We start from the raw sequence: 22,860 nt of genomic DNA, 5'->3' as shown, positions 1-22,860 counted from the left end.
GGCGGCTCGCGAGCCGCCCCTACAGCTCCCGATGCGCCAGCTCCAGGGCGCGCACGAGCGCACGAGCCTTGTCGCGCGTTTCCTCGTACTCCGCCGACGGGTTCGAGTCGGCGACGATGCCTGCGCCGGCCTGCAGGTACGCCTTACCGCCAAGGATCACGATCGTGCGGATGGCGATGCAGAAATCGAGGTTCCCGGCGAAGTCGAGATAGCCCACCGCGCCGGCGTAGATGCCGCGGCGGGTCGGCTCGAGCTCGGCGATGATTTCCATCGCGCGCACCTTGGGGGCGCCCGAGACGGTCCCTGCCGGGAAGCACGAGACGAGCGCATCGAGCCGGTCGGTGCCTTCGGCCAGCCGGCCTTCGACGATCGACGTCAGGTGCATCACATGCGAGTACCGCTCGATCGCCATGAACTGGGGCACGCGCACCGATCCGTATTCGCAGACGCGGCCGAGATCGTTCCTGCCGAGATCGACGAGCATCACGTGCTCGGCGCGCTCCTTCTCGTCGGCCAGCAGCTCGCGAGCCAGCGCCTCGTCCTCCTCCGGGGTCTGACCGCGCCAGCGCGTGCCGGCGATCGGCAGGGTCTCGACATGCCTGCCCTTCGCCCTCACCAGGCTCTCGGGGCTGCTCGAGACGAGCGTGACGGGGCCGAGGTCGAGGTAGCCGAGGTAGGGGCTGGGGTTCACGGTGCGCAGCGCGCGGTAGACGGCGAAGGGGTGCACGCCGAGGTCGGCGGACTGGCGGAGGCTCGGCACGACCTGGAAGACGTCGCCGGCCCTGATGTACTCCACGGCCCTGGCCACGGCCGCCTCGAACGCGGCCTGGTCCATGTTCGTCGTGAACTCGGCGGACCGCCCGGCGCGGTCGCCGGGCACGCCAGGGAGCGGTCCGCGCAGGCGCGCGTAGGCCGCCTCGACCAGCGCCTCGGCCCGCGCCTCGTCGGCCGCGTCGCCCACGGCGGCGGGCGCCACGATCATGATCTTGCGCTTGAGGTGGTCGAACACGACGACGAGCTCCGGCTCCACGAACAGCAGGTCGGGCACGCCCAGCTCGTCGGGGTTCGCGTCGGGGAGGCTCTCGTAGGCGCGCACGAGGTCGTAGCTGGCGTACCCCACGGCGCCGGCCCACAGCGGCGGCAGGCCGGGCTCGGCGACCGTGTAGCGCACCACGGCGTCCCACAGCGCGCGCAGGGGGTCTTCGGCCGTGAAGGTCGTCGTGTCGCCGCCGGCGGTGACGGTGACCTCGTGGCCGCGCGCGCTGACGCGGCGCCTCTCGCCTGTCCCGATGAACGAGTACCTCGCCACGCGCTCGCCCTGCTCGACGCTCTCGAGCAGGAACGAGGGGTGCCCGGCGACCTTGAGGTAGGCGGTGAGAGGGGTCTCGAGGTCGGCGAGGACCTCGCGGTAGACCGCCCGCGTGAGCGGGCCCCTAGCGGGCGTCTCCGCCACGGCTGCTCCGCTGCCGCGCATGGAGCGGAGCATAGCGCTCCGGGTCAGCCCTCCTCGCGGGGTAGGAACATGCCGATCGCGTGGAAGCCGGCGTCGACGTAGAGCGTCTCGCCGGTCACGCCGCCGCCCAGCGGCTCGGCCAGCAGGGCGAAGCCCATGGCGCCGACCTCCTCGGCCGTGATGTTGCGCCTGAGCATCGACAGGGAGCCGGCGTGCGAGTACATGTCGGCGAAGCCGGCGATCGAGCGCGCGGCGATAGTCCGCACCGCGCCGGCGCTGATGGCGTTCACGCGGACGCCCTGGGGGCCGAGGTCGTAGGCGAGGTACCTGACGCTCGCCTCCAGGGCGGCCTTGGCCACGCCCATCATGTTGTAGTGCGGCACCACGCGCTCCGCCGCCAGGTAGGTGAGCGTGAGGATCGAGCCGCCCTGGCCCATCAGCTGCGCCGCGCGCTGGGCGGCGGCCACCAGCGAGTAGGCCGAGACGTCGAGGGCCGTCCGCCAGTCGTCCCGCGTGGTGTGGAGGAACGGGCGCTCGAACGTGGCCGCCGGGGCGTAGGCGATCGAGTGGACGAGGTAGTCGAGACCGCCCAGCTCGGCGCCCACCTGGTCGAACAGCCGGTCGAGCTGGGCGTCGTCGGTGACGTCGGCCTCGAGGAGCACCGGCCGGTCGAGGTCCTCGGTGAGCTTCTCGAGCGCGGGCCTGAGCCGCTCGCCCTGGTAGGAGAACGCCAGGCGGGCGCCCGCCTGCGCCAGCGGCCTGGCTATCGCCCAGGCGAGGGACCGCTGGTTCGCCACGCCCATGATCAGGCCCTTCTTTCCGCTCAGGTCGACATGGAACATCTGCTTCTCCTAGTCGCTGGTGCTGCCGGGCCGCGCGGCCCGGCTGCCGCTCGCTGGTCGGGGCGCGGGCCCCTGGTCCGCTCGGCGGGATGGTCCGCGCAGCCCCTGGTCCGCCCGCGGGACGGTCCGCCTGAGCGCCGTGTCACGCCGGTCGGGCAGCCTACACCCCGGCGCACGACGGCCCCGCGTCCACGCCCCCGGAGAGGTCACTAGGAGTCGAGCATCAGGCGCTCGAAGCGCTCGCGAGCGTGCTCTGCCTTGACCCGCTCGCCGCGCCTCTCCCAGACGTCGGCCAGGCCCTCCCAGGCGATCTCGCTGAAGGGCTCGTGCTCGGTCATGGCCTGGTAGATGCTCGTGGCCCTGGCGAGGTCGTTCGCGGCCAGCGCCAGCTCCGCCGCGGTCTGCAGCAGCGTGAGGTGCTCGCTCTGCAGGTTCTGCCTGATGTTCTCGACCCAGTCGGACTCGAAGCCGACCATGAAGTGCCCCGTGTAGGTCCGCGCCGCCGCCAGGTGGTCCTCGAGGCGCCGCGTCTCGCGCGCCTTCGCCACGAGCTGCCTGTAGGTGTCGACGTCGTAGTCGATGCTGAAGCTGCCCTTGAGGTAGTAGCGGCGGTTCGCCGACTCCACGAGCTCGCCGCCCATCACCTTCCGCAGGCGGTAGAGGGTCGTGTGGAAGCTCGACGAGGCCTTCGACTCCGACTTGCCCGGCCACAGCGCCTCGGCGACCTCGAAGGTGCTCACGCCGGCGCGGTGCTCGAGGAGGTAGAACAGCAGCTCGAGGGCCTTGAGCGAGTCCCAGTCGAGCCTGTCGCCCTGCCGCGTGACCATGGGCGGGCCGAAGCCCCGCGCGCTGACCACGCCCTCCAGCGGCCGCCTCAGCTCCTCCACGCGCCGCAGGCGCACGCGCACGGCCTCCAGCAGCTCGTCCTTCTGCACCGGCTTCGTGAGGTAGTCGTCGGCGCCCAGAGTCATGCCGCGGCGCATCGACGAGCGGTCCTCGAGCGCGGTGAGGAACAGGAACGGCACCGCGCGCAGCTCCGGCACCTCGCGCACGCGCTCGTAGAACTGGAAGCCGTCGAGCTGCGGCATGGAGACGTCGGAGACGATCACGTCGGGCCTGAGGCCCTCGCGGATCTCCTCCAGCGCCTCGAGGGGGTCGTCCAGGGTCAGGACGTTGTAGCCCGCCTGCGTGAGCGTCATCTCGCTGACCTTGAGCATCGCGGGCTCGTCGTCAACGACCAGTACGAGCGTGGTCATCGTGGGGAGTCTAACCCCTCCTCACGTTCGGCCCGGACCGCCGGGCCCTCAGGAGTCGCCCCACGCGGACGTCTCCTGGTAGTGCACGAGGGCACTGTACTCGACGGCGCCCGTGGGCCTCGTAGCCGTGCTGAACTTCACGTCGACGATGATGTCGTCACGCCCCAGCGAGTCGATGAAGTCCCTCAGCCGCTGCTCGAACAGCTCCTGCTCGTGCGAGGTGATGAGCTTGAACTTCGGGTCCACCGTGTCCCTCCCCCGGCCCGCCCCTCACGGGCCGCGGCCCGCCGCGAGGACTGCGCGGACAGGTCGGTGAGAGGATGATAAGTCCCGGTGCGGCGGGCGGCGGGCGAAATGTTCCCCACCGCGATAGGCTCCTCGTGATGCAGCGAGCCGAGGGAGTGAAGCCGAGGCCGCGTCACGAGCTGGTCATGCGCGTCGTGCACCCGCTCGTCGGGCCCGGCGTGCGGCTGCTCGAGCGCCTCGGCGTGGCGCCCGAGCAGGTGGTCCTCGCGCACGGCTCGCTCGGCCTCGCCGCCGCGGCCCTGGTGGCCGCGCCCACGCCCGGCTGGTGGCTGGTCGCCGCCCTCCTGCTGCAGGTCAAGACCGTGCTCGACAACCTCGACGGCGCCCTGGCCAGGTCCACGGGCCGGGTCAGCGAGCTGGGCCGCTACCTCGACACCGGCGTCGACCTCCTCGTGAACGCCGCGCTCTTCGCCGCTCTCGCCGCGCACGGGCCCTGGCCCGTGGCGCTGCTGGCCTTCGCCGTCCTGACCGTGCTGCTCTCCTACGACTTCAACGCCGAGCGCCTGCACCGCGAGGCGCACGGCGGTCCGCCGCCGGCGCGGGGCGCGCCGCCCTCCGCGGCCTGGGAGCGCGCGGCGCTGGTGCTGTCGCGGGGCCTCTACCGCGCGGTCCTCGCCCCGCAGGACGCGGCCGTGAGGTCGCTCGAGCTCCGCCTCCTGGCGCTGGCCAGCGGCAGGCCGGTGGGGACGGCGACGCCGGAGGAGGCCCGCCTGTGGTGGGACGTCGCCTCGACGGCCGCGCTCGTCAACCTCGGGCTCTCGACCCAGTACGTGCTGCTGGGCGCCTGCCTGGCCCTGGGGGCGCCCTTCGCCTACGCCTGGCTGGTGCTGGCGCAGGGCGCGTACCTGCTGGCGGTGATCGGCTGGCGCGTGGCCAAGTTCCGCCGGCGCGCGCGGCTGGCGGCCGGGGCAGGGGGCGCGTGAGCGGCGAGCCGACGGCGGGGCCCGCCGGGGCCGGTGCGGCGGCCGAGCGCGCCGCGTCCGCTGACGGCGGCGTGGCCGCTCCCGCCGGTCGCCCGGCCGCGCTGGTGACGGGCTCGGCGAAGGGGGTCGGGCGCGCCGTGCTCCTGGCCCTGGCCGAGGACGGCTTCGACGTCGCCGTGCACTACCGCCGCAGCCGCGAGGAGGCCGAGGAGGTCGCCGCCGCGGCTCGCGCGCTAGGGGTGTCTGCCGTGGCGCTGCGCGCCGACGTCACCGTGGAGGGCGAGGCCCGCGGCCTCGTCGACGCAGCCGTGGCGGCGTTCGGCCGGCTCGACGTGCTCGTCAACAACGTGGGCGACTACCACCACGGGCCGCTCGCGGAGCTCGACGGCGAGACGTGGCGCTACATGCTCGACAGCAACCTGAACTCGACGTTCTACACCTGCCAGCAGGCCGTACCGCACCTGCGTCGCTCGCCGCGCGGCGGGCGCATCGTGAACGTCGGCTACGCCGGCTCCCAGCTCGTGGCGGCCCGGCCCGGCATCGTCGCGTACGGCATCGCCAAGACCGGCGTGATCCTCTACTCGAAGGCGCTGGCCAAGGTCGAGGCGCGGCACGGGCTGACGGTGAACGTCGTGAGCCCCGGCGTGCTCGAGAACAGCGTGACGAAGCCGCTGAGGGAGATCCCCATGGGCCGCGTCGGCACCCTGGGCGAGGTCACGGCGGCCGTGCGGTACCTGGTGTCACCCGAGGCGTCTTACGTGACCGGCGTGACCCTGGAGGTCGCCGGCGGTTGGAACCTGTGAGGGGCGGGAAGCCCCGGCCTCTGGCTCGGCGCCGCGCCGGCGGCTGGAACCTGTGAGCGGCGGGCGCTACTCCGCGGCCGCGCCGAGGTCGCCCCCCACCGGCTCCGCGACGTCGAAGAGGGCGCCGGCCAGCGCCACGTTCACGGTGACGAGCGTGTAGCGGGCGACGACCTCGAACTGGTCGACGCGCGCTCCCTCGCGGGGGCGCCCGACGCCGACGTCGGCGAGCTCCACGAACGGCCTCACGGCGTAGAGCTGCGAGAGGTGGTCGGACATCCGCACGCGCGGCGGCAGGAACATCGAGCCGGTGAGGACGAACGCCGGGTACATGACGCACACCTGCCGCGGCTCGCGTCCGGCGCGCTCGGTCGGCGGCTCGGCGACGCCGCCCACCAGGAACGCCAGCCGCGACTTGGGCAGGGCGGCGAACTCCGTCTCGTAGAGCAGCGAGCCGTCCGTCGGCGGCTGGTCGAGGCCGGGGCGGAACACCCGGCACTGCGTCATGGGCAGGTACGTCCTCTCGCGCTGGTTGAGGAAGCGGGACATCGGCATCCCGCCCCGCACGTGGACGAGGCCGAAGACGCGGAAGTCCAGGGTGTGCGCCTGGGCCTCGCAGGGGGCGACGTTCTGGGCGAGGACGGTCACGCTCACGAGGCTAACACCGCGCGAGAGGCCTTGTTGCCGGTATATTCCCCGCATGTCCGAACGGCGCTACTTCGGCACGGACGGCGTGCGCGGGGTCGCCGGCCGCCACCCCATGACCGCCAGCTTCGCCCTTGGCCTCGGCGTCGCCACGGCCGAGCTGCTGAAGGCCGCGGGCAAGGCCCGGCCCTCCGTGGTCATCGGCATGGACACGCGCCGGTCGGGACCCATGCTCGCGCTGGCCCTCGGCGCCGGCCTCACGTCGCGCGGCGCCGACGTCACCGACCTCGGCGTCGTGCCCACCCCGGCGGTGTCCTACCTCACCAGGGCCCTGGGCGCCGACGCCGGCATCGTGGTGTCGGCCAGCCACAACCCCTTCGATGACAACGGCATCAAGGTCTTCAACTCCGCGGGCGAGAAGCTGGACGACGACCTCGAGGCCGAGCTCGAGGACCTCGTCGAGCGCGTGTGGCTCAACGGCGAAGCCGAGCCCGTCGTGGGCGCGGGCCTCGGCCGCTACCGCCGGCTGCCGCGGGAGGGCGGGGAGCGGAGGGCCTCGGACAGCTACGCGGCGCACCTGCTCGCCAACGCGCCCTACCTCGACGGCATGAAGGTCGTCGTCGACTGCGCCAACGGCGCCGGCCACCTACTGGCGCCGCGGATCTTCGCCAAGATCGGCGCCAGGCTCGAGGTCATGAACGCCCGGCCGGACGGCGAGAACATCAACGTCGGCTGCGGCTCGACGAGCCCAGAGGCCGTCCTGAGGCGCGTCGTCGAGGGCGGCTTCGACGTCGGCGTCACGTTCGACGGCGACGCCGACCGCGCCCTCCTCGTCGACAGGAGGGGCCGCCTCGTCACCGGCGACCACATCATGGCGATCTGCGCCGTCGAGCGTGGCGAGCGGGAGATCGTCGCCACCCACATGAGCAACCTGGGCATGGAGACCTACCTGCGCGAGCGCGGCATCGGCGTGCGGCGCGTGAAGGTCGGCGACCGCTACGTCTACGAGGAGCTCAAGCGCTCCGGGCTGACGCTGGGCGGCGAGCAGTCGGGCCACGTGCTCTTCCTCGACAAGGCCCCCACGGGCGACGGCATCCTCACCGCCCTGCAGCTCCTCGCCGCCGTGCGCAAGTCGGGGCGGGCGCTCGAGGAGTGGATGGACGAGATCCCCGTCTACCCGCAGGAGCTCGTCAACGTGGCCGTGCCGGCGGAGGTGAAGGCGGACGTCTCCGACGCGCCGGAGGTGGCGGCGGCGGTGCGCGAGGCGCAGGACCGCCTCGGCGACGCGGGCCGCGTCCTGATACGGCCCAGCGGCACCGAGCCCCTCGTGCGCGTGATGGTCGAGGGACCCGACCACGCCGCGGTGAGGTCGGTGGCGCAGAGCGTCGCCGAGGCCGTGCGGAGGGCCGGCGGCGCGGCGACGGCCGCCGAAGCGGCCGACCCGGCCTAGAGCAGGAGCGCTGCCAGGGCGGGCATCAGCTCGCCGAGGCGCCCCTCGACCTTCACGTCGACCTCCGCGTCGGCGCGGGTGGGCCCGTCGTTCAGCACCGCCACGGGCTTGCCGGCCGCCTTCGCCTGCACCACGAAGCGGTAGCCGGAGCGCACGGCCAGCGACGAGCCGACGACGACGAGCGACCGCGCGGCGTCGGCCAGCGACCGCGCGGCCTCGTAGGTCGTCCGCGGCACGTTCTCCCCGAAGAAGACGACCTGCGGCTTGAGCACGCCGCCGCACACAGCGCAGGGCGCCACCCGGAACGCGGCGACGGCGTCGTCGGGCACGTCGGCGTCGCCGTCAGGGGCGTAGCGCGGCGCGACCTCCGCGAAGCCGGGGTTGAGGGCGGCGAGCCGCTCCTGCAGCGAGGACCTGGCCTCCACCGTGCCGCACCTCAGGCACCTCACCGCCCTGAGGTGGCCGTGGAGCTCCACGACCTCGCGGCTGCCGGCCTTCTGGTGGAGGCCGTCGACGTTCTGGGTCACGACGCCGCTGACCAGGCCGCCGGCCTCGAGCGCGGCGACGGCGCGGTGGCCGGCGTTCGGCTCGCGGGCGTCCATGAACGGCCAGCCCGCGAAGCTGCGCGCCCAGTAGCGCCGCCTCGCCTCCTCGCTGCGCACGAACTCCTGGTAGGTGATGGGCCGGCGGTTCCGCCCCGCCGACGCCGGTCCGCGGTAGTCGGGTATGCCCGACTCGGTGGAGATGCCCGCGCCCGACAGCACCAGCGCCCCCGCGGCGCGGACGATGTCTGCCACCGCCGCGACGCCGTCACGCGCCACGGCGCGCCTCCCGGAGCAGGTTCCGCTGTGCCCCGGCCGGTCTCCGGCGGCGCGCCCTGGGACCCATCGCCATGCGAACATGCTGCCACGCGCGAGGATGCCGTGCCAGACGCGCGTTGACCGCGCGCGGCGGCCGCTCCTATACTCGGCCGCACACGATCCGCCCACAGGTCGCCGCGCGACCGGCCCCGCCCGTGCCGGTCGTGGCGCAGACCACGCCGCGCCGGCCAGCGGCCGGCGAACCCACGAGGAGGGCTTCATGACCGAGACCCGCACGATCCGGGCCTGGCGCAGGCTCATGCTCGCCCTGGCCGCGCTCTTCGCCCTGGCCACCGCGAGCGCCCAGGTCGAGCTGCGCGTCACCTGGTACGACGACGGCAACGAGGGACAGGTCCTCCGCGACCTCCTCGACCGCTTCGAGGCCGAGAACCCCGACATCCGCGTCGTGGTGGACACGGTGCCGTACGCCACGGGCATCCTCCAGTCGCTGCCCCTGCAGCTCGCCTCGGGCGAGGGGCCCGACATCGCCCGCGTCACCGACCTGGGCGGCCTCGCCGAGTACTTCCTCGACCTCCGCCCCTACCTCTCCGACCCCGGCTACTGGGAGGAGAGCTTCGGCCCGTTCCTCGACTGGATGCGGCCCGAGGGCTCGGCCGCGATCCCCGGCTTCATGACGCAGCTCACCGTCACCGGGCCGTTCGTGAACGCCACGCTGTTCGAGCAGGCGGGCGTGGAGCTGCCGACGGGCGACACGACGTGGGAGGAGTGGGCCGAGGTGACGCGGCAGGTCGCCGAGGCGACGGGCACCCCCTACGCGATGGTGATGGACCGCACCGGCCACCGGCTGGCCGGTCCCGCGATCAGCAACGGCGCCAGGATCTTCGACGAGGACGGCAACGTCGTCATCGACGACGAGGGCATGCGCCACATGATGCAGCTGATGGTCGACTGGCACGCCGACGGCACGATGAACCCGGACGTCTGGATCGGCGCCGCGGGCCAGTACGCCGCCGGCAACGAGTTCTTCGTCAACGGCCAGGTCGTGCTGTACATGTCGGGCAGCTGGCAGGTCGGCCAGTTCGACCAGCTCATCGGCGACGCCTTCGACTGGCGCGTCGTGCCCAACCCTTGCGGCCCCGCAGCCTGCACCGGCATGCCGGGCGGCGCCGCCCTCGTCGGGATCGCCGACACCGAGCACCCCGAGGAGGTCGCCAGGGTCATGGAGTACCTGGCCTCCGAGGAGGTGCTGGCCGAGTTCTACGCCCGCACCCTCTTCATCCCCGGCCACCTCGGCCTCGCCGAGTCCGGCGTCGACTACGTCTCCGACTCGCAGGCGGCGGTCGACGCCCTCAACGTGTTCGCGGCCCAGGTCGGCAGGCTCGACCCGATCGCCTACGACCTGCAGGCCTACCCGTTCAACCGGTTCGTCTTCGACGCGATGCGCGACCGCCTGACGCAGGTCTTCGTCGGCGAGCTGACCCTCGACGAGGCCCTGCAGCGCATGCAGCAGGACATCGACGCCGGCATCGCCGAGGCGCAGTAGCGCCCCGCGTCGCGCCGCCGGAGGAGTGGGCACGAGCGGACGAGAGGCCGGGCGCTCGCGAGGGCGCCCGGCCCGTCGCGGTAGGCGGGCCTGATGGAGGCCCGCGCCGGCGGCAGGGGCCCGAGCGCGGTCCTCGCGAGGGCGGCGGGGGCCGTCTACGGGGTCGCCATGTCGGCCCTCGGCCTCGTCGTCGAGCCGCTGCAGCGCCTGCTCGGCGTCAAGCGCATGCCGTGGGTGTTCCTGCTGCCGAACCTGCTGATCTTCGGGGTCTTCGTCCTCTTCCCGGTCTTCCTCAACGCCTACGTGTCGCTCACGGGCGGCACCGAGCTCTTCCCGCGCGACAGGCCGTTCGTCGGCCTGGAGAACTACCGGCGGCTGTTCGACTGCTTGGACCTCGGCGACCCCAACACCTGCGTGGAGGACCGCTTCTGGCGCGCCGTGCGCAACACGGCCCAGTTCGTCGTGCTGCAGGTGGGCGGCATGGTGGCGATCTCGCTGCTCACGGCCCTCGTCCTGAACCGGCGCATCAGGTTCCGCGCCTTCTTCCGCAGCGTCTACTTCTACCCGGTGCTGCTCTCCCCCGTGGTCGTCGCGCTCGTGTGGAAGTGGGTCCTGCAGCGCGACGGCGTGCTGAACGCCCTGCTCGTCTGGGTCGGGCTCGAGCCCGTGAACTTCCTGCTCGACGGTCGCTGGGCGATGGCCTGGGTCGTGATCGTCAGCATCTGGGCGCACATGGGCTTCTACACGCTGATACTGCTGGCGGGCCTGCAGAGCATCCCCGCCGAGCTCTACGACGCCGCGGCCATCGACGGCGCCGGCGGCTGGCGGTCCTTCCGGAACGTGACGCTCCCGCTGCTGATGCCCACGATGATGGTCGTCCTGGTCCTGGCAGTCATCCGCGCCGTCCAGACCTTCGACGAGGTCTACGTGCTCACCGGCGGCGGACCCGGCACGGCGACGATGATGATCGTCCAGTACATCTACCAGACCGGCTTCGCCACCCAGGTGCAGCGCTTCGGCCTCGCCGCGGCGGCGAGCGTGCTGCTCGGCCTCGTGCTGCTCGTGGCCACGCTGGTGCAGCTCAGGATCGGTCGCGGGACCGAGGGGCACCTGGCGTGAGACGACCGAGGTCCGACGCCTCGGCGCACCGGGCGCTCGCGGCGGCGCGGGGACCCTCGTGAGCGTGGGCGCCTTCCTGACCCGGCGTCGCGGGAGGCGCGGGCCCGACGTCACCGACGTGCTCACCTACGCCTACCTGACCCTCGGCGTCGTCGTGATGTTCGGGCCCGTCGCCTGGCTCGTCCTGTCGAGCTTCAAGAGCCAGGCCGGCCTCGTCGAGTTCCCGCCCGCCCTCCTGCCCACTGCCCCGGCGACCGTGGAGGTCCCGGGCTACGACGCACCCCTGCCCCTCTACGACGTGACCCTGGGGGACGGCACGACGGCTCGCCTGGCGCAGGTGCGCCGGGTCGGCCTGGAGGCGCAGATGGTCGACCCCGACGACCCCGGAGAGGTCCTGCGCGTGCCCGTTCAGGACCGCAAGGAGGTGCGCGCGCTCAGCTTCCAGACCGCGAACTACACGGAGCCACTGCGACGCTTCAGCTTCCTCACCTACCTCAAGAACAGCGTCGTCGTCACCGTCACGGCCACGCTGATCACCCTGGTCATCAACAGCATGGCGGCGTTCGCCCTGGCGAAGTACCGCTTCAGGGGCCGCAACGCCGTGTTCGTGGCCATCCTGAGCACGCTGATGATCCCGCTCTCCGTGGTCCTCGTGCCCGTGTACCTGGTCGTCACGCAGGTCGGCTGGGTGAACGACCTCTGGGGCGTGATCATCCCGGGCGCCGCCACCCCGACGGGCGTCTTCCTGCTGCGGCAGTACATGCTGACGATCCCCGACGAGCTGATCGACGCCGCGCGCATGGACGGCGCGTCGGAGTGGCGCATCTATTGGCAGGTCGTGCTGCCGCTGGCCGCCCCCGCGCTGGCGGTGCTGGCGATCTTCTCGGTGATGTGGCGGTGGAACGACTTCCTCTGGCCCCTCATCGTGCTCACGCGCAGCGAATACTTCACGTTGCAGGTGGGCCTCAACGCGTTCCAAGGCGAGCTCAACGTCCAGTGGCACTACGTCCTGGCCATGACGGTGCTCACCCTCCTGCCGATCACCCTGGTCTTCTCGTTCCTGCAGCGCTTCATCACGACGGGCATCGCCAGCACGGGCGTCAAGGGCTGAGGTCGGGCGGCGCCGCGGCGGTGCCGCCTGCGGGGGCCGCGCCGGGCGCGCCCCTCCGCGGACGTGAGGCCCCCATGGGCTCCCTCTCACGCCCATACGGTGCGCCTTAACGTTCCGGCCCGCTCACCCGTAGCGCAGTCTTCTCATGCCGACCGGACCAAGAATCCCGGCTGTCACTAGCGGGAGGGAGGTGATCGCTACCTGCTGGCAGACCCGACTGTGTGATCCACGGCTAGCTCTTCGGACCTAGACGTCTAACGGACAGGAGAGAAGATGAAGAACACCACCAAGCGCATACACCGCATCCTGCTGGGTACCCTAGCCGCCGCCGCGTTCGCGGCCGTCGCGCTGGCGCAGGACGCGCCCGCCCCGCCCGCGGCCCCCGCGGCGCCCGTCACGGGCATCAACCTGGCGGAATCGACCGAGTACGGCCAGTACCTCGTCGACCAGGAGGGCATGTCGCTCTACCTCTTCCTGCCCGACGCCCAGGGCGCCAGCACCTGCTACGACGACTGCGCCACGAACTGGCCGCCCGCCACGGTCGAGAGCGCCGACGCGCTGCCGACCCTCGGCGAGGGCCTCGACCAGGCGCTCCTCGCCACCGTGGAGCGTGACGACGGCACCCTCCAGCTCACCTACAACGGCTGGCCGCTCTACTACTACATCGGCGACATGGCGTCCGGCGACACGAACGGCCAGGGCCTCGGCAGCAACTGGTTCCTCGTGAGCCCCACCGGTGAGGCCATCCAGGGCGCCGCGGCGCCCGACGCTGCTCCCGGCGGCGACGACGGCGGCGACGACGGCGGCGGTGAAGACGGCGGCGACGACGGCGGAGACGGCATGTGATCGTCGCCCCCTAGCGGCTGGCTGGACCCCAGCCACCTCGCGGCGATGAGCCGCGACGCCGGGTGACGTGGAGACCACGAGCCCCGGCGGAAGAGCGAGCCCCCGGCACGCAGCCGGGGGCTCCTGCTCGGTCAGGCCCTGGTCGGGACCGGCGGTCCGCGCCCGGGCGCGGCGGAGACCTGGAGCCCGCCCGGCTCCCGCGCGAGCCCCGCGGGTGCCTCAGGGCCCCGGGACCCGGCGCGCCGCCTCGAGCGCCTCGACCATCCCCTCCGGCACCACGCCGCCGCCGACGGGCAGGACGCTCACGTCCACCCCGCTCACGCGCCCGCCCGGCGGCACGTTCACCCAGCGCGGGTGGTAGCCGAGGAAGTCGCCCTCGTCGACGTCGCCGTTGTCGTTCTCGTCCGACCAGGCCGTGAGCAGGTTCTGGCCCGACTCGACGGGGAACTCGAACGAGGCGATGACGCCGTCGCTCGACTCGCTGCCGCTCACGTAGAGCACGCCGGCCGGGTCCTCCTTGAGGGCGGCCACGACCATGGGGCCCTTAAGGACCGACGGCGCGGGCTCGCTCACCTTCGTGAAGCGCACGTCGTAGAGGAACTCCTCGCCGCCCGCGACGAAGACCGGCTGGATCACGTAGAAGCCGTCGGCCTCGAGGAACGAGCGGTCGATGTGGATGTCCACGACGTGCGACTCGCCGGGGGCGAGGACGCCGGAGGCGTCGTCGTCGTCCACCGACACGACGCCGAACGGCACGGGCCCGGGGTTGTCGGCGGCGTAGTCGTAGGCCGTGAACTCCCACTCGGCGGTCTCGTCGCCCACGTTCGTGACCGTGAACGACGCGTCGGCCTGCTGGGCGCCGAGGTCGAGGATCGGCGGGTCGAACGACAGCTCGACGCCTTCCACGGGCGGGGGTGGGGGCGGGGGCTCGCCCGACGCGATCGTCTCGAGCGCCGACCGCGCGTCGATGAGGCCGGCGCCGCAGTCGAAGCCGTAGAGGGCCCGCTCCGGCACGCCGCCCGCCTCGCACTCGGCGTTCGTGAGCGGTGTGGCGCCGGCGCGCAGCACGTCCAGGGCGTCGGCCGTCGTCAGGCCCGGGTCCAGTGCCCGCATCAGCGCGGCCACCCCGGAGACGTGCGGCGCGGCCATCGACGTGCCCTCCATGTAGGCGTAGCCGGAACCGGGTCCCAGGCTCAGCACGCCGTCGGCGGCCGAGCTCGTCATGTCCCCGCCCGGCGCCATCACGTCGATGCGCGAGCCGTAGTTCGAGTACCAGGCGCGCTCGCCGTGACGCTCCGTGGCTCCCACCACGATCGGCCCCGGGCAGTTCGCCGGCGTGAACCCGCTCGCCGGCTCCGCGTAGTTGCCGGCCGCGGCCACGACGACGGCCCTGGAGGCGGCGTAGTCGAGCGCCTCGTAGAGCGCGTCGTAGCACACCGCCGCCCTGACGCCGAGGCTGAGGTTGACCACGTCGGCCGGGTAGGGGTTCGCGGGCACGCCCGGCACGCTGCCCCCCACGGACCAGTAGATGGCGTCCGCGAGGTCGGAGAGCGCGCCGCCGCCCTTGCCGAGCACGCGCACGGGCAGGAGCCTGGCGCGCCAGTCGACGCCGGCCACGCCGAGGCCGTTGTCCGTCGCCGCGCCGACGGTGCCGGCGACGTGGGTGCCGTGGTAGCCGTTGTCCGGCACCGTGTCGTAGGGGTCGGGGTCCCGTCCGTCGCCGTCGTCGGCGATGTCGGTGCGCGTGATGAAGTCGTAGCCCGGCAGCACCCGCCCGGCCAGGTCCGGGTGGCTGTCGGAGGGCTTGCCCTGGCGGTAGAGGATGCCGGTGTCGATGACCGCCACGACGACGTCCGGGCTGCCCGTCGTCACGTCCCAGGCGCCCTCCAGGTCGATCGCGCCGTAGTGCCACTGCCTGTCGTACTCCGGGTCGTCGGGCGCCAGCGCCGGGAACACCAGGTAGTTCGGGTGCGCGTACCGCACGTCGGGCCGCGCCTCGAGGGCCGCGGCCAGCGCCAGCGCCTCGTCGAGCGTCGCGGCCGAGGTGCGGTAGAGGTGCGTGCCCTCGGCGGCCAGCGGGCGGACGGCCTCGAGCGTCTGGCCGGCCACGCTCAGCCGCGCGAGGGACGCCGCCTGGACCGACGGCTCGAACGCGACGATCAGCTCGCCGGGCACGAAGGGCGTGGGCTCGCCGGTGCCCGCCGCGCGCAGGGCCGGGCCGGCGCTCCTGGGCTCGAGCGGCGCCTCGCCGCGAACGGAGGGCGACACGTCGCCCACACCCACCTTCACCTCGCCGGCCACGGTGCCGCTGCCGGTGCCGGGCACCACGCCGTCGCCGCACGCGGCCAGCGCCAAGGCCAGCAGCGCTGCCACCAGCGCTAGCGCAGCGAGCCTCACCCCCATCCGGGACCTCCGGGCAGACGCGATGCGCTTGCTCATCAAGACCTCCGCGAGCCCCCCGACCGCATGGCCGCGAGCATAGGTCGGCGGTCCGGCGCGGATGCCCACTGCTTGAGGAACGATGAAGCGGGCTGAGAGCGGCGGGCCGGTACGCGGTCGGAAGATGAGAGCGGGCTTCAGGCGCGGCCATCTGCCGCTCTCATCGAGCGAGGTCCTCGCGAGGAGCGGCGAGCGACGTCTCCCCGGCCTTGCAAGCGTCGCGGCCTGCCGTGCTATCCTTGCCTGCCGGGGCCGCGGAGCCCCGCGGGCGGGCGCCCGTAGCTCAGCTGGATAGAGCGTCTGACTACGGATCAGAAGGCCAGGGGTTCGAATCCTCTCGGGCGCACCAGAAACACCGTCTAGGACGGGAAGAACACTAGGGCGGCCCAGCGAAGGCGGGCCGCTCTCTTAGTTTGTTGTGTCACCGTTGCGTCAAGGGCAAGCTTGCGCAGACTGACGGAACGTGCGACAAATCGGCATGTTCCGAGAGCCCGGGTTCCTAACGCACGTCACAGTGAGAGGACACACCAATCACTTCATGACGGCCACCTCGCTACCCACGCACTACCGACTTGCCGACCGCATGACCACGTTCCTGGTAGATCTGGCCGCGAATGGGCTCTCTCCTTCAACGTCAACTGTCGAAATGGCCATCAACTCCCTTCCCATCTATTCCGCCTTCTACTACGCCGGCGCGATGCGAAGGGCAAGCGCAAGCGAGGCATACTCTGTCCCTGTCTTGATGCGGGCAGCCATTGAATGTGCCGGCTATGCAGCTCATATCATCGAGTCAGAGGAAGCAGCATCAGCGTGGGTGGGACGCCACCGGGAGTTTGCAGAAGAGGCTAGGGCCGCCGCCGAAGAATCCCGCACTGCACGCCTTGAAGTGTTCTTCGAAGGCGACACGGCAGGCCGTCAAGCTTGCCGGCGGGAGTTCTCTATACAGAACTGGCAGCGATCACTTGCCAACTTCATGGCTCACTTCCCGAACGGGGGGCCAGCTGTCGAGCTGCTCAGAAGGTTGTACGCAGTGACTCTGGACACTGGTGCACACCCAAACATCCTCATGACTCTGATCGGCAGCCAGATTCACAGTTCTGACGTCTCAGACCTACCCTCTATCGTCCATTACCCGTTCACGGAGGATCCGGTTCTCATTGCCGCTGACATTGAGAACCTGTTTCGGGTGGGGTCTGCCCTTGCCCGTGTCCTCATGGCTATACGCCACCCCCCGCAGGGAAATGCAGCCTTGCTCGAGCGTCTCACGGCGCTCGAGCAAGAGTTCTTTGCGAGTACCCAGAGCTTCCTCTAGGTACGCTCCCGAGTAGTGAGGGAGGTGGGTAGGGCAAGGTAGCTCTAGCTAGGCAGGACTTCCTGCGTAGGGACCCTTCCAGCGGCCTCGAGGAAGGCGACGTGCCGAGCCGCCCAATCCTCCCCAACCTCAGCCGAGAGGTGCTGGTACGTGTTCGCCGTCTGCTGGATCGTCGAGTGGCCGAGCCACTCGCTGACGACCTTCAGCGGCGTGCCGCTCTGCAGGTGGAGCGTGGCGAACGTGTGCCGAAAGCTGTAGAGCGTCAGGCCGCCAGTGATCTTCGCCTTCGTCAGTACGCGCTCGAGCTCGCGGCGGTTGATGGTCCACGGGGCGAGCATGCCGCCGTCTTGGTTCGTGAAGACGAGCCCCTGGGCCTCGAGGCCGCGCTCCCGCTGCCAGTCGAGGTGAGCGGACAGGAGCGGCGCGAGTCCGAAGAGCGGGATGGTCCGGCGGCTCTTGGAGGTCTTCGGGTGGTCCGGGATGCGCTCGCCGTCCTTGCCCTGAGTCACGGCCCTGGCGACGGTCAGGCGGCCGGCGGGCAGGTCGACGTCCGACCAGCGGAGGGCGCACGCTTCGCCGGGGCGGAGGCCCGTGTCCATCAGGACGCGGTAGAGCACGCGGTGGAAGGCGTCGAGCTCGTCGGCAGCCTCGAGGAACCGGCCGCGCTCTGCGACGGTTAGGGCCCTCTTCTCCCTAGGCTTGCCGCTCGGAAGCGTCGCCTCAGCTGCAGGGTTGAACGGGATCATGCCCCACTTCACGGCCTGAGAGAGCGCCTGAGAGAGCGCCACGTGCGCTAGGCGCACCGTGCGGGCGCTCAATGGCCCGCCCTTCCATCCGCGCGGCTTACCGTCCTCGTCAGGCTCTGGAGCGGGCAGCGTGCCGTCGCGCATGGCGCCGTAGAGCGCGTCGACCTCGCGCAGCGTGACGTCGCCGACCTTCCGGTGCCCCAAGGAGGGCAGGACGTAGAGGTCTAGGGCGTCCCTGTAGCCCCTGAGCGTGCGCGGGGTGACCTCGCGGCCCTTGTGCGCCAGCCACTCCCGCGCGAGGTCCGAGAGCGTCGCGGCGCTTCGCGGCGCAAGCTTCCCGCGGTTCTTGTCCTGCAACAGCTCGATCAGGCGGGCCTCAGCGTCGCGCTTTCGGCCCGTGACGACCTCGGAGCGGTACTGCTTCTTGCCCTTCCCGTTGCGGCCGATGAAGGCCCGGACGAGCCAACGCTTCGGGTCGTCGACGTGCTGCAGAAGCTGACCGGATCGGCTGCCGGCGCCGCGGTCGACGCGCTGGTAGCGGCTCACGCCTCGCCCTTCTTGGAGGTCACCAGCTCGAGGTCCAACGCTTCAAGGATCTTCTGCCAGGCATCGGGAACCTTGCCGACTTTCCCCGTGAGGATGTCGCTCACGTACTGAGGCTTCACCCCGACGCGCTCCGCTAGGTCGGCTTGAGTCATGTCGAGCTCGGCAAGACGGACCTTCACCGCTCGTCTGATGCGGGCGTTCACAGCGTCCATGTTCTCATACCTCCTTTCTCTGACGAATCATACGATAATCTCTTGACATTCGCAATAGATTCACTGTACTCTCACTGACGAAAGAAGCCGTCGCGCATCCCCCGCTAAGAGAAGGCGCGACGGCTGAGGAAAGGAGTCCTCAGATGAAGCGTATCAAGTGCTACAGCTGCGGAACGAACGTCCAGCCCGACCAGGCGCGGCCATTCGGGCACGTCGACGGGCAAGTCCAATCCTGGGTGTGCGCCCACTGTGACGACGCGGCGAAGCAACCGGCCGAGGTCGTCACGGGAGGTCCGCGCATCGCCTGGGCGACCATCGCGAAGGCTCACCAGCTCGTCGACATCGGCGCCGGCTGGTCGGTCGACCACGTGATCCGCCGCGGCCTCGAGTCCCTCGAAATCACCGCCGCGGCGAGGGGGTAAGGGGATGAAAGTGGAGCAACGCATCGAACGTCAGCCAGTCGTGCCGGGACCTTTCCAGGAAGGCGTCGACTACGAGGTAAAGAACATGGTGGTGATCCTGACCGCATCCCGCTACGCGCCCGGGATGTTCCGCCGTTTGGCTGAGCTCCTTCGCGAGCGGATTCCCAAGGTCGACTCGCCCTGGGAGCAGTGGCAGTTGAGCGACAACCTCGAGGACACCCTGCAACTCGTCCTGTTCACCGGAACGTACATGGACCGCGCGAAGCGGGCGACTGCAGAGAAGGCGATGGAAGAAGTCACGGGAGCCGCGCCGTCGGCACGAGCGGAGTACTGGAACCTTGAGGCAATGCGGAGGGTCGTGCACGGGAATGCACAAGCGGCCCGGGATGCCAAGGAGGAACAGCAAGCCGCCTAGCGCCTCTCCAAACCCACTAGGAGGTCGCGCCGGTCCGATGGGCCGGCGCTTCCCTTTGGTCTTCTTCGACGGGGAGTAGCGTGGACTTGAGGAAGGGAGCGGAGCAATGGCGAAGAAGAAGGGCTATCCCGTCACGAACGCCGCGGAGCGAACGCTAGGAGAAATCCAAGCAGAGCGCAGGCGACTCGAGGTCCTCTTCCTCGACGAGCTGCAGGCGTTCGAAGCCAAGTACGGCGTGTGCGTCACTGAAGTCTTCATCGACCCGGGGCGTGTCGGGGCCGGCACAATCGACCCGCTCGAGAGCCTGTTCCTGATGGTCGAGGTGCCATAGCCTGACGCAACGGCGACACATCGGTTCTGTCGCGGCGCGTCTCTGACGCGCCTTTCTCGTACCGTCTGATGACCAATCAAAGGGCCACCCCTCGTGATGCCATCCGGCTGCTCGTGAGCTGGACGAGGATCCAAGCGGGATGAAGTTGGACGAGGTGCTGTCGACGTGACGGAAGGTGAGACTTCCGTGAGTGTCAGTAGATAATATGAATCCATGAAACAGGTCATGGGGGCATTGATTCTCGCCTTGGCGTGCTTTGCCGGGGCCCAAGACATGGTCATGCTGGGAGACTGGGGCTACATCGAGCAGATCGATCCCATAACGGATGCCAACACCAGTGGCGCCGTAGCGCTTGCTTCTCAGAGTCCCAGCTATTACCAGGGCGCCTTGATCGTTCGCTGTTCTACCTACATCGGGTCGGAGATTGACCTGTTCTTTGACTCTGACCAGTACCTCGGCAGCGATGACTTGTTCTCTGTCGTATATCGCATCGATGGCGGTGAGCCCCAGAGCGGCTGGTGGGACGTGTCGACCGACAATACGGCCGTGTTCGTACCCGACCGCGACCTGCCGCAATTGGTCACTGCGCTAGCGGGTGCTTCGGAGATGGTTATTCGAGTGCAGGCGTATGACGGCCCGCAGACCTACATCATCCCCGTAAGCGGGTTCCGCGAGGTGCTCGATGCAATGGGCTGCTACACGGGAAGTTACTAGGGGACGCCACTCCAAGCCGAGGGCTTGTCCTAAGTTGCAGCCGTGACGATGGAACGTCGCACCGGCTGGTACTTCACGCCCCAGGGAGAGCTCCGCGAGTGCGTGGTAATCCAAAGCCCATTCGCCCAGCACCCGTTCGTGCTCGACATGGAGACGGGTAAGGCTGTTCCCGTCGCGGTTGAGGACGTGCTCACGGATGCTCCTAAGCCGGATTGACCTCCCCGCCGCCAGAGGCGCGCGGTGAGTCAGGGCAGGGTCGAATTGACCCTAGACATACCGGCGAGATGATGGCCGGGCGATCTTCTCTCCGGCCCAGGCGGCGAGAGCTACGGACAGCACCAGGTCATCGTGCGGGTTCTCGCGCCAGTCGTTCCCGTAGGTGTCGTGTCCGCTCTTGCTAATCTCTACCTTGAAGGCGAGCATCTCCCGCTGCAGCGTCTGAGCGAGCGGTAACGCCGCGGCGACCTCGAGGCGCTTCGTCTGCAAGAGGACCTGTAGGACGCTGACGAGTTCCCGCTTAGGCACGCGGTAGGCGTTGCCGTCCCTGATGGTCTGGTCGCCGCCGTGGATTGTGACGGCGGTCAAGTCGCGGAGGTTGGCGGCCCTGAGCATGTCGACCACGGGGCGCCCCACGCCCGTCTGGTCGACCACCAGGCGCACCCTCGCGGCTTCGCCCGTCTTGGGATCGCGGATGCGGCGGGTGGCAATCACGAGCTCTTTGACGCGCTCGACCTGCTGCGGGTAGGGCGTGCCGAGCTCGAAGCGCTCGAGGTGCCGCGCCTGGTACGTGCTCTCTTCCTTCGGGGGGATGAACTTGCGGCCGCGCCACTTGCCTTCGCCTACGGGTCTCGTGTGGCGCTCGAGGACGGTCAGGGCGGTGTAGTCGTGCGCTTGGCCCAGGTCGACGCCGATCAGGTACTCGAGGCTCACGCGGCAGCCTCCGGGAAGAGCGGCGTGACGTCTTCGCTGATCGCGCCGGCGACGTCCTCGTACCGGAAGACGCTGTCGGTGTCCTCTTTGAACTCGCAGAGGTATTCCTGTTCGAACCACCAGGCGGGCATGCTTCGTCTCTCTTCCTCGAGGAACTCGCGGCTGATGCGCGGCACGTCGGCTGCTGTTACCTTGACGCGGTTCCATCCCTCGCCCTGGTCCCACACGTCCCAGAAGTGACCCCTCTTGCCGAACGGGGTGCTCATGAGCAGTAGCCGGCCGTTGGTCGTGGCGAGCATCGGCTTGATCGAGTAGTGGAGCTCGTCCTCCACCCTGGAGGCTTCGTCTTCGACTAGGAGCGTGACGGCGCTGATACCGCGCACCGTCGCCTCGGACCCGGGGAGGCTCATGACTCGCCCGCCGCCGCGGACGGTCATGCTCAGGCGGTTGTCCTCCACGAGGTCGGGCGGGTGCGTCATTACCTGTCGCAGGTCTATGACTTTGCGGAACAGCTCGCTCGACTGCCGCTGCGACGGGCTGATGAGCACCGTCACGCTTCCCGGCCGGTAGACGGCCTCGTGGAGCGCGAGGACGGCGGCCGTGGTGCTCTTGCCGGCCTGCCGGCTGCAGTTGAAGACGTCGCGCTTGCTTTCGACCTTGAGGACCGCTTCCTGCCACGGGTCGAGCTCGAGGCCGAGGGAGTGAGCGAACGCCACGCGGTCACGGGCGAGCTCGTCAGTTGGGCGGTGCCGACGTAGCGCGGCGGCTTGCGCTCGCAGGTCGGCTAAGCGTCGCTCTAAGGTCATGAAGCTCTTTCTGTAGCGTCTCCACCTCGGCCTCGAGGGTGTGCGTCTTCGTGAGGTTGCCGTACGCGCCGCAGGCGGTGGAGAGGGCGCTGATAGCCTTCAGCTTCGTGTCAGGGTCCGGCGTGTCGAGGAGTTCCGCGGCTTCCTGAATCGCCCACCAGAGGCGCACGCGGACCGGCCTGATGCTCCCCGGCCGCGTGCCCCGGGCCTTGCCTTTCGCGCCGTCCTGGCGGGCACTCACGGCGTACCCCCTCCCCCTCTGCGCTGGCGAGTTATCTCCAGCTGCAGAGGTGTCACTACGACGCTCCTACGCTTCGCATACCGACGTCGAGTTGGCGCGCGACGTAGTAGTAGGCGCGGACGGCGGCTTTGGCTACCTGTTCGGGTGTAAAGCCGTCGCCCTCCTTGATGACGTAGCGCCTCATGATTTGCAGGGCGTTCGCGGGGGTTGAGAACGGAATCCAGAAGAGCACGTCACCGACTCTGAGACCAGCGGCTTCGATGCCGTCGGGGAACAGCTCGGCGTACGTGGGGCCGCGCGGGTTGAGCTCGTGGTACGGGTGTTCTGATAGCGGCTGGCCTGTGAGGGGATGCTGCAGGTCCGCATAGAGCTCAGGCTCGGCCGGTAGGACGTGCATGAACATGACGACGCCTCCGAGGGTGAAGTCGAAGTGGTCCCGAAAGTTCGCCCCGGGGAACGTGATGTAAGGCGGGCTGCCGGCAACGCCGCAGCCCCACCCGACGTAGCCGCTTGGCATGAACTTCCACCCGGGCGGCCATGCCGCATCGCTCATGCCGCCCTCCGCTCGCCTGAGGCTCGGTCAAGCGCACGCGCGAGAGCGTCGTCCAGAGCGGCAATCGCACCGCCGTTG

At 70.3% G+C, this 22,860-nt stretch carries 26 protein-coding genes and 1 tRNA gene; 14 read left to right on the top strand and 13 right to left on the bottom strand.

Annotation, left to right across the window (positions count from 1 at the left end; genetic code table 11):
* Window positions 1–19 precede the first annotated feature (19 nt).
* The 4 genes from trpE to VF202_03180 form a co-directional block, all read right to left on the bottom strand.
* The gene (gene trpE, locus VF202_03195; protein ID HEX7039102.1) at window positions 20–1,474 is read right to left on the bottom strand and encodes an anthranilate synthase component I; all 1,455 of its coding nucleotides are present in this window, start codon (window positions 1,472–1,474) and stop codon (window positions 20–22) included.
* Window positions 1,475–1,497: 23 nt separating this feature from the next.
* Window positions 1,498–2,295: an enoyl-ACP reductase gene (locus VF202_03190; protein HEX7039101.1), complete on the bottom strand. Its 798-nt coding sequence runs from the start codon at window positions 2,293–2,295 to the stop codon at window positions 1,498–1,500.
* Window positions 2,296–2,504: 209 nt separating this feature from the next.
* Window positions 2,505–3,551 carry a response regulator gene (locus tag VF202_03185; GenBank protein ID HEX7039100.1) on the bottom strand — a complete coding sequence of 349 codons (1,047 nt, stop codon included), beginning with the start codon at window positions 3,549–3,551 and terminating at the stop codon, window positions 2,505–2,507.
* 48 nt (window positions 3,552–3,599) lie between these two features.
* Complete coding sequence (locus VF202_03180; GenBank protein ID HEX7039099.1) at window positions 3,600–3,797, bottom strand: hypothetical protein; 198 nt, start codon at window positions 3,795–3,797, stop codon at window positions 3,600–3,602.
* A gap of 137 nt (window positions 3,798–3,934) precedes the next feature.
* Here VF202_03180 and VF202_03175 point away from each other — a divergent pair, with 137 nt between their 5' ends.
* Both VF202_03175 and tmpR read left to right on the top strand, forming a co-directional pair.
* Window positions 3,935–4,780, top strand: a complete 846-nt coding sequence (locus VF202_03175) for a CDP-alcohol phosphatidyltransferase family protein (protein ID HEX7039098.1) — start codon at window positions 3,935–3,937, stop codon at window positions 4,778–4,780.
* Window positions 4,777–5,583 carry a bifunctional dihydropteridine reductase/dihydrofolate reductase TmpR gene (tmpR, locus tag VF202_03170; protein HEX7039097.1) on the top strand — a complete coding sequence of 269 codons (807 nt, stop codon included), beginning with the start codon at window positions 4,777–4,779 and terminating at the stop codon, window positions 5,581–5,583. Before VF202_03175 ends, tmpR begins: the two co-directional genes overlap by 4 nt.
* A 66-nt stretch (window positions 5,584–5,649) precedes the next feature.
* Here the strand turns inward: tmpR and VF202_03165 are convergent, their stop codons facing one another.
* Entirely contained in the window at window positions 5,650–6,228 is a 579-nt protein-coding gene (locus tag VF202_03165; protein HEX7039096.1) for a hypothetical protein, read from the bottom strand.
* Between the two features lie 52 nt (window positions 6,229–6,280).
* Between VF202_03165 and glmM the strand changes: the two genes are divergently transcribed.
* Window positions 6,281–7,675: a phosphoglucosamine mutase gene (gene glmM, locus VF202_03160; protein ID HEX7039095.1), complete on the top strand. Its 1,395-nt coding sequence runs from the start codon at window positions 6,281–6,283 to the stop codon at window positions 7,673–7,675.
* On the opposite strand, the gene VF202_03155 is transcribed toward glmM, so the two are convergent.
* Window positions 7,672–8,496: an NAD-dependent protein deacetylase gene (locus VF202_03155; protein HEX7039094.1), complete on the bottom strand. Its 825-nt coding sequence runs from the start codon at window positions 8,494–8,496 to the stop codon at window positions 7,672–7,674. The two genes, glmM and VF202_03155, sit on opposite strands and share 4 nt — an antisense overlap.
* A 259-nt stretch (window positions 8,497–8,755) precedes the next feature.
* Between VF202_03155 and VF202_03150 the strand changes: the two genes are divergently transcribed.
* From VF202_03150 to VF202_03135, 4 genes are all read left to right on the top strand, one after another.
* Window positions 8,756–10,039 carry an extracellular solute-binding protein gene (locus tag VF202_03150; protein HEX7039093.1) on the top strand — a complete coding sequence of 428 codons (1,284 nt, stop codon included), beginning with the start codon at window positions 8,756–8,758 and terminating at the stop codon, window positions 10,037–10,039.
* 93 nt (window positions 10,040–10,132) lie between these two features.
* Complete coding sequence (locus VF202_03145; protein ID HEX7039092.1) at window positions 10,133–11,158, top strand: sugar ABC transporter permease; 1,026 nt, start codon at window positions 10,133–10,135, stop codon at window positions 11,156–11,158.
* A gap of 64 nt (window positions 11,159–11,222) precedes the next feature.
* On the top strand, window positions 11,223–12,269 hold the full coding sequence (locus VF202_03140) for a carbohydrate ABC transporter permease (protein HEX7039091.1): 1,047 nt from the start codon (window positions 11,223–11,225) through the stop codon (window positions 12,267–12,269).
* Between the two features lie 273 nt (window positions 12,270–12,542).
* Window positions 12,543–13,115, top strand: a complete 573-nt coding sequence (locus tag VF202_03135; GenBank protein HEX7039090.1) for a hypothetical protein — start codon at window positions 12,543–12,545, stop codon at window positions 13,113–13,115.
* 219 nt (window positions 13,116–13,334) lie between these two features.
* Here the strand turns inward: VF202_03135 and VF202_03130 are convergent, their stop codons facing one another.
* The gene (locus VF202_03130; protein ID HEX7039089.1) at window positions 13,335–15,518 is read right to left on the bottom strand and encodes a S8 family serine peptidase; all 2,184 of its coding nucleotides are present in this window, start codon (window positions 15,516–15,518) and stop codon (window positions 13,335–13,337) included.
* 308 nt (window positions 15,519–15,826) lie between these two features.
* On the opposite strand from VF202_03130, the gene VF202_03125 reads away from it, so the two are divergent.
* Together VF202_03125 and VF202_03120 are read left to right on the top strand one after the other, a co-directional pair.
* Window positions 15,827–15,903: transfer RNA gene (locus tag VF202_03125), tRNA-Arg, on the top strand.
* A gap of 234 nt (window positions 15,904–16,137) precedes the next feature.
* Window positions 16,138–16,866: a hypothetical protein gene (locus VF202_03120; GenBank protein ID HEX7039088.1), complete on the top strand. Its 729-nt coding sequence runs from the start codon at window positions 16,138–16,140 to the stop codon at window positions 16,864–16,866.
* A gap of 44 nt (window positions 16,867–16,910) precedes the next feature.
* Here VF202_03120 and VF202_03115 read toward each other — a convergent pair whose 3' ends face one another.
* Complete coding sequence (locus tag VF202_03115; GenBank protein ID HEX7039087.1) at window positions 16,911–18,158, bottom strand: tyrosine-type recombinase/integrase; 1,248 nt, start codon at window positions 18,156–18,158, stop codon at window positions 16,911–16,913.
* A complete protein-coding gene (locus VF202_03110; protein ID HEX7039086.1) occupies window positions 18,155–18,370 on the bottom strand; it encodes a helix-turn-helix transcriptional regulator in 216 nt (71 codons plus the stop codon). The genes VF202_03115 and VF202_03110 overlap by 4 nt, the downstream gene beginning before the upstream one ends.
* Before the next feature lie 143 nt (window positions 18,371–18,513).
* On the opposite strand from VF202_03110, the gene VF202_03105 reads away from it, so the two are divergent.
* From VF202_03105 to VF202_03085, 5 genes are all read left to right on the top strand, one after another.
* Window positions 18,514–18,792 carry a hypothetical protein gene (locus VF202_03105; GenBank protein HEX7039085.1) on the top strand — a complete coding sequence of 93 codons (279 nt, stop codon included), beginning with the start codon at window positions 18,514–18,516 and terminating at the stop codon, window positions 18,790–18,792.
* A 4-nt stretch (window positions 18,793–18,796) separates the two neighbouring features.
* Window positions 18,797–19,207, top strand: a complete 411-nt coding sequence (locus VF202_03100) for a hypothetical protein (GenBank protein HEX7039084.1) — start codon at window positions 18,797–18,799, stop codon at window positions 19,205–19,207.
* 106 nt (window positions 19,208–19,313) lie between these two features.
* A complete protein-coding gene (locus VF202_03095; protein HEX7039083.1) occupies window positions 19,314–19,538 on the top strand; it encodes a hypothetical protein in 225 nt (74 codons plus the stop codon).
* Between the two features lie 213 nt (window positions 19,539–19,751).
* Window positions 19,752–20,252 (top strand): hypothetical protein, encoded by a 501-nt coding sequence (locus VF202_03090; GenBank protein HEX7039082.1) that lies wholly within the window; start codon window positions 19,752–19,754, stop codon window positions 20,250–20,252.
* Between the two features lie 42 nt (window positions 20,253–20,294).
* Window positions 20,295–20,468: a hypothetical protein gene (locus VF202_03085; protein ID HEX7039081.1), complete on the top strand. Its 174-nt coding sequence runs from the start codon at window positions 20,295–20,297 to the stop codon at window positions 20,466–20,468.
* A 51-nt stretch (window positions 20,469–20,519) separates the two neighbouring features.
* Here the strand turns inward: VF202_03085 and VF202_03080 are convergent, their stop codons facing one another.
* From VF202_03080 to VF202_03065, 4 genes are read right to left on the bottom strand one after another with little or no spacing between them, the layout of a single operon-like run.
* On the bottom strand, window positions 20,520–21,182 hold the full coding sequence (locus VF202_03080; GenBank protein ID HEX7039080.1) for a hypothetical protein: 663 nt from the start codon (window positions 21,180–21,182) through the stop codon (window positions 20,520–20,522).
* Window positions 21,179–21,898, bottom strand: a complete 720-nt coding sequence (locus tag VF202_03075; GenBank protein ID HEX7039079.1) for a terminase family protein — start codon at window positions 21,896–21,898, stop codon at window positions 21,179–21,181. The genes VF202_03080 and VF202_03075 overlap by 4 nt, the downstream gene beginning before the upstream one ends.
* A gap of 19 nt (window positions 21,899–21,917) precedes the next feature.
* Window positions 21,918–22,229, bottom strand: a complete 312-nt coding sequence (locus VF202_03070) for a hypothetical protein (protein HEX7039078.1) — start codon at window positions 22,227–22,229, stop codon at window positions 21,918–21,920.
* A 55-nt stretch (window positions 22,230–22,284) separates the two neighbouring features.
* The gene (locus tag VF202_03065; protein HEX7039077.1) at window positions 22,285–22,782 is read right to left on the bottom strand and encodes a hypothetical protein; all 498 of its coding nucleotides are present in this window, start codon (window positions 22,780–22,782) and stop codon (window positions 22,285–22,287) included.
* Window positions 22,783–22,860 lie beyond the last annotated feature (78 nt).

This window comes from Trueperaceae bacterium, assembly GCA_036381035.1.
In the GTDB taxonomy this organism is placed as follows: Bacteria; Deinococcota; Deinococci; order Deinococcales; family Trueperaceae; genus DASRWD01.
The sequence above is the reverse complement of the archived record's forward strand: the minus strand, read 5'-3'. Positions and strand labels throughout refer to the sequence as shown.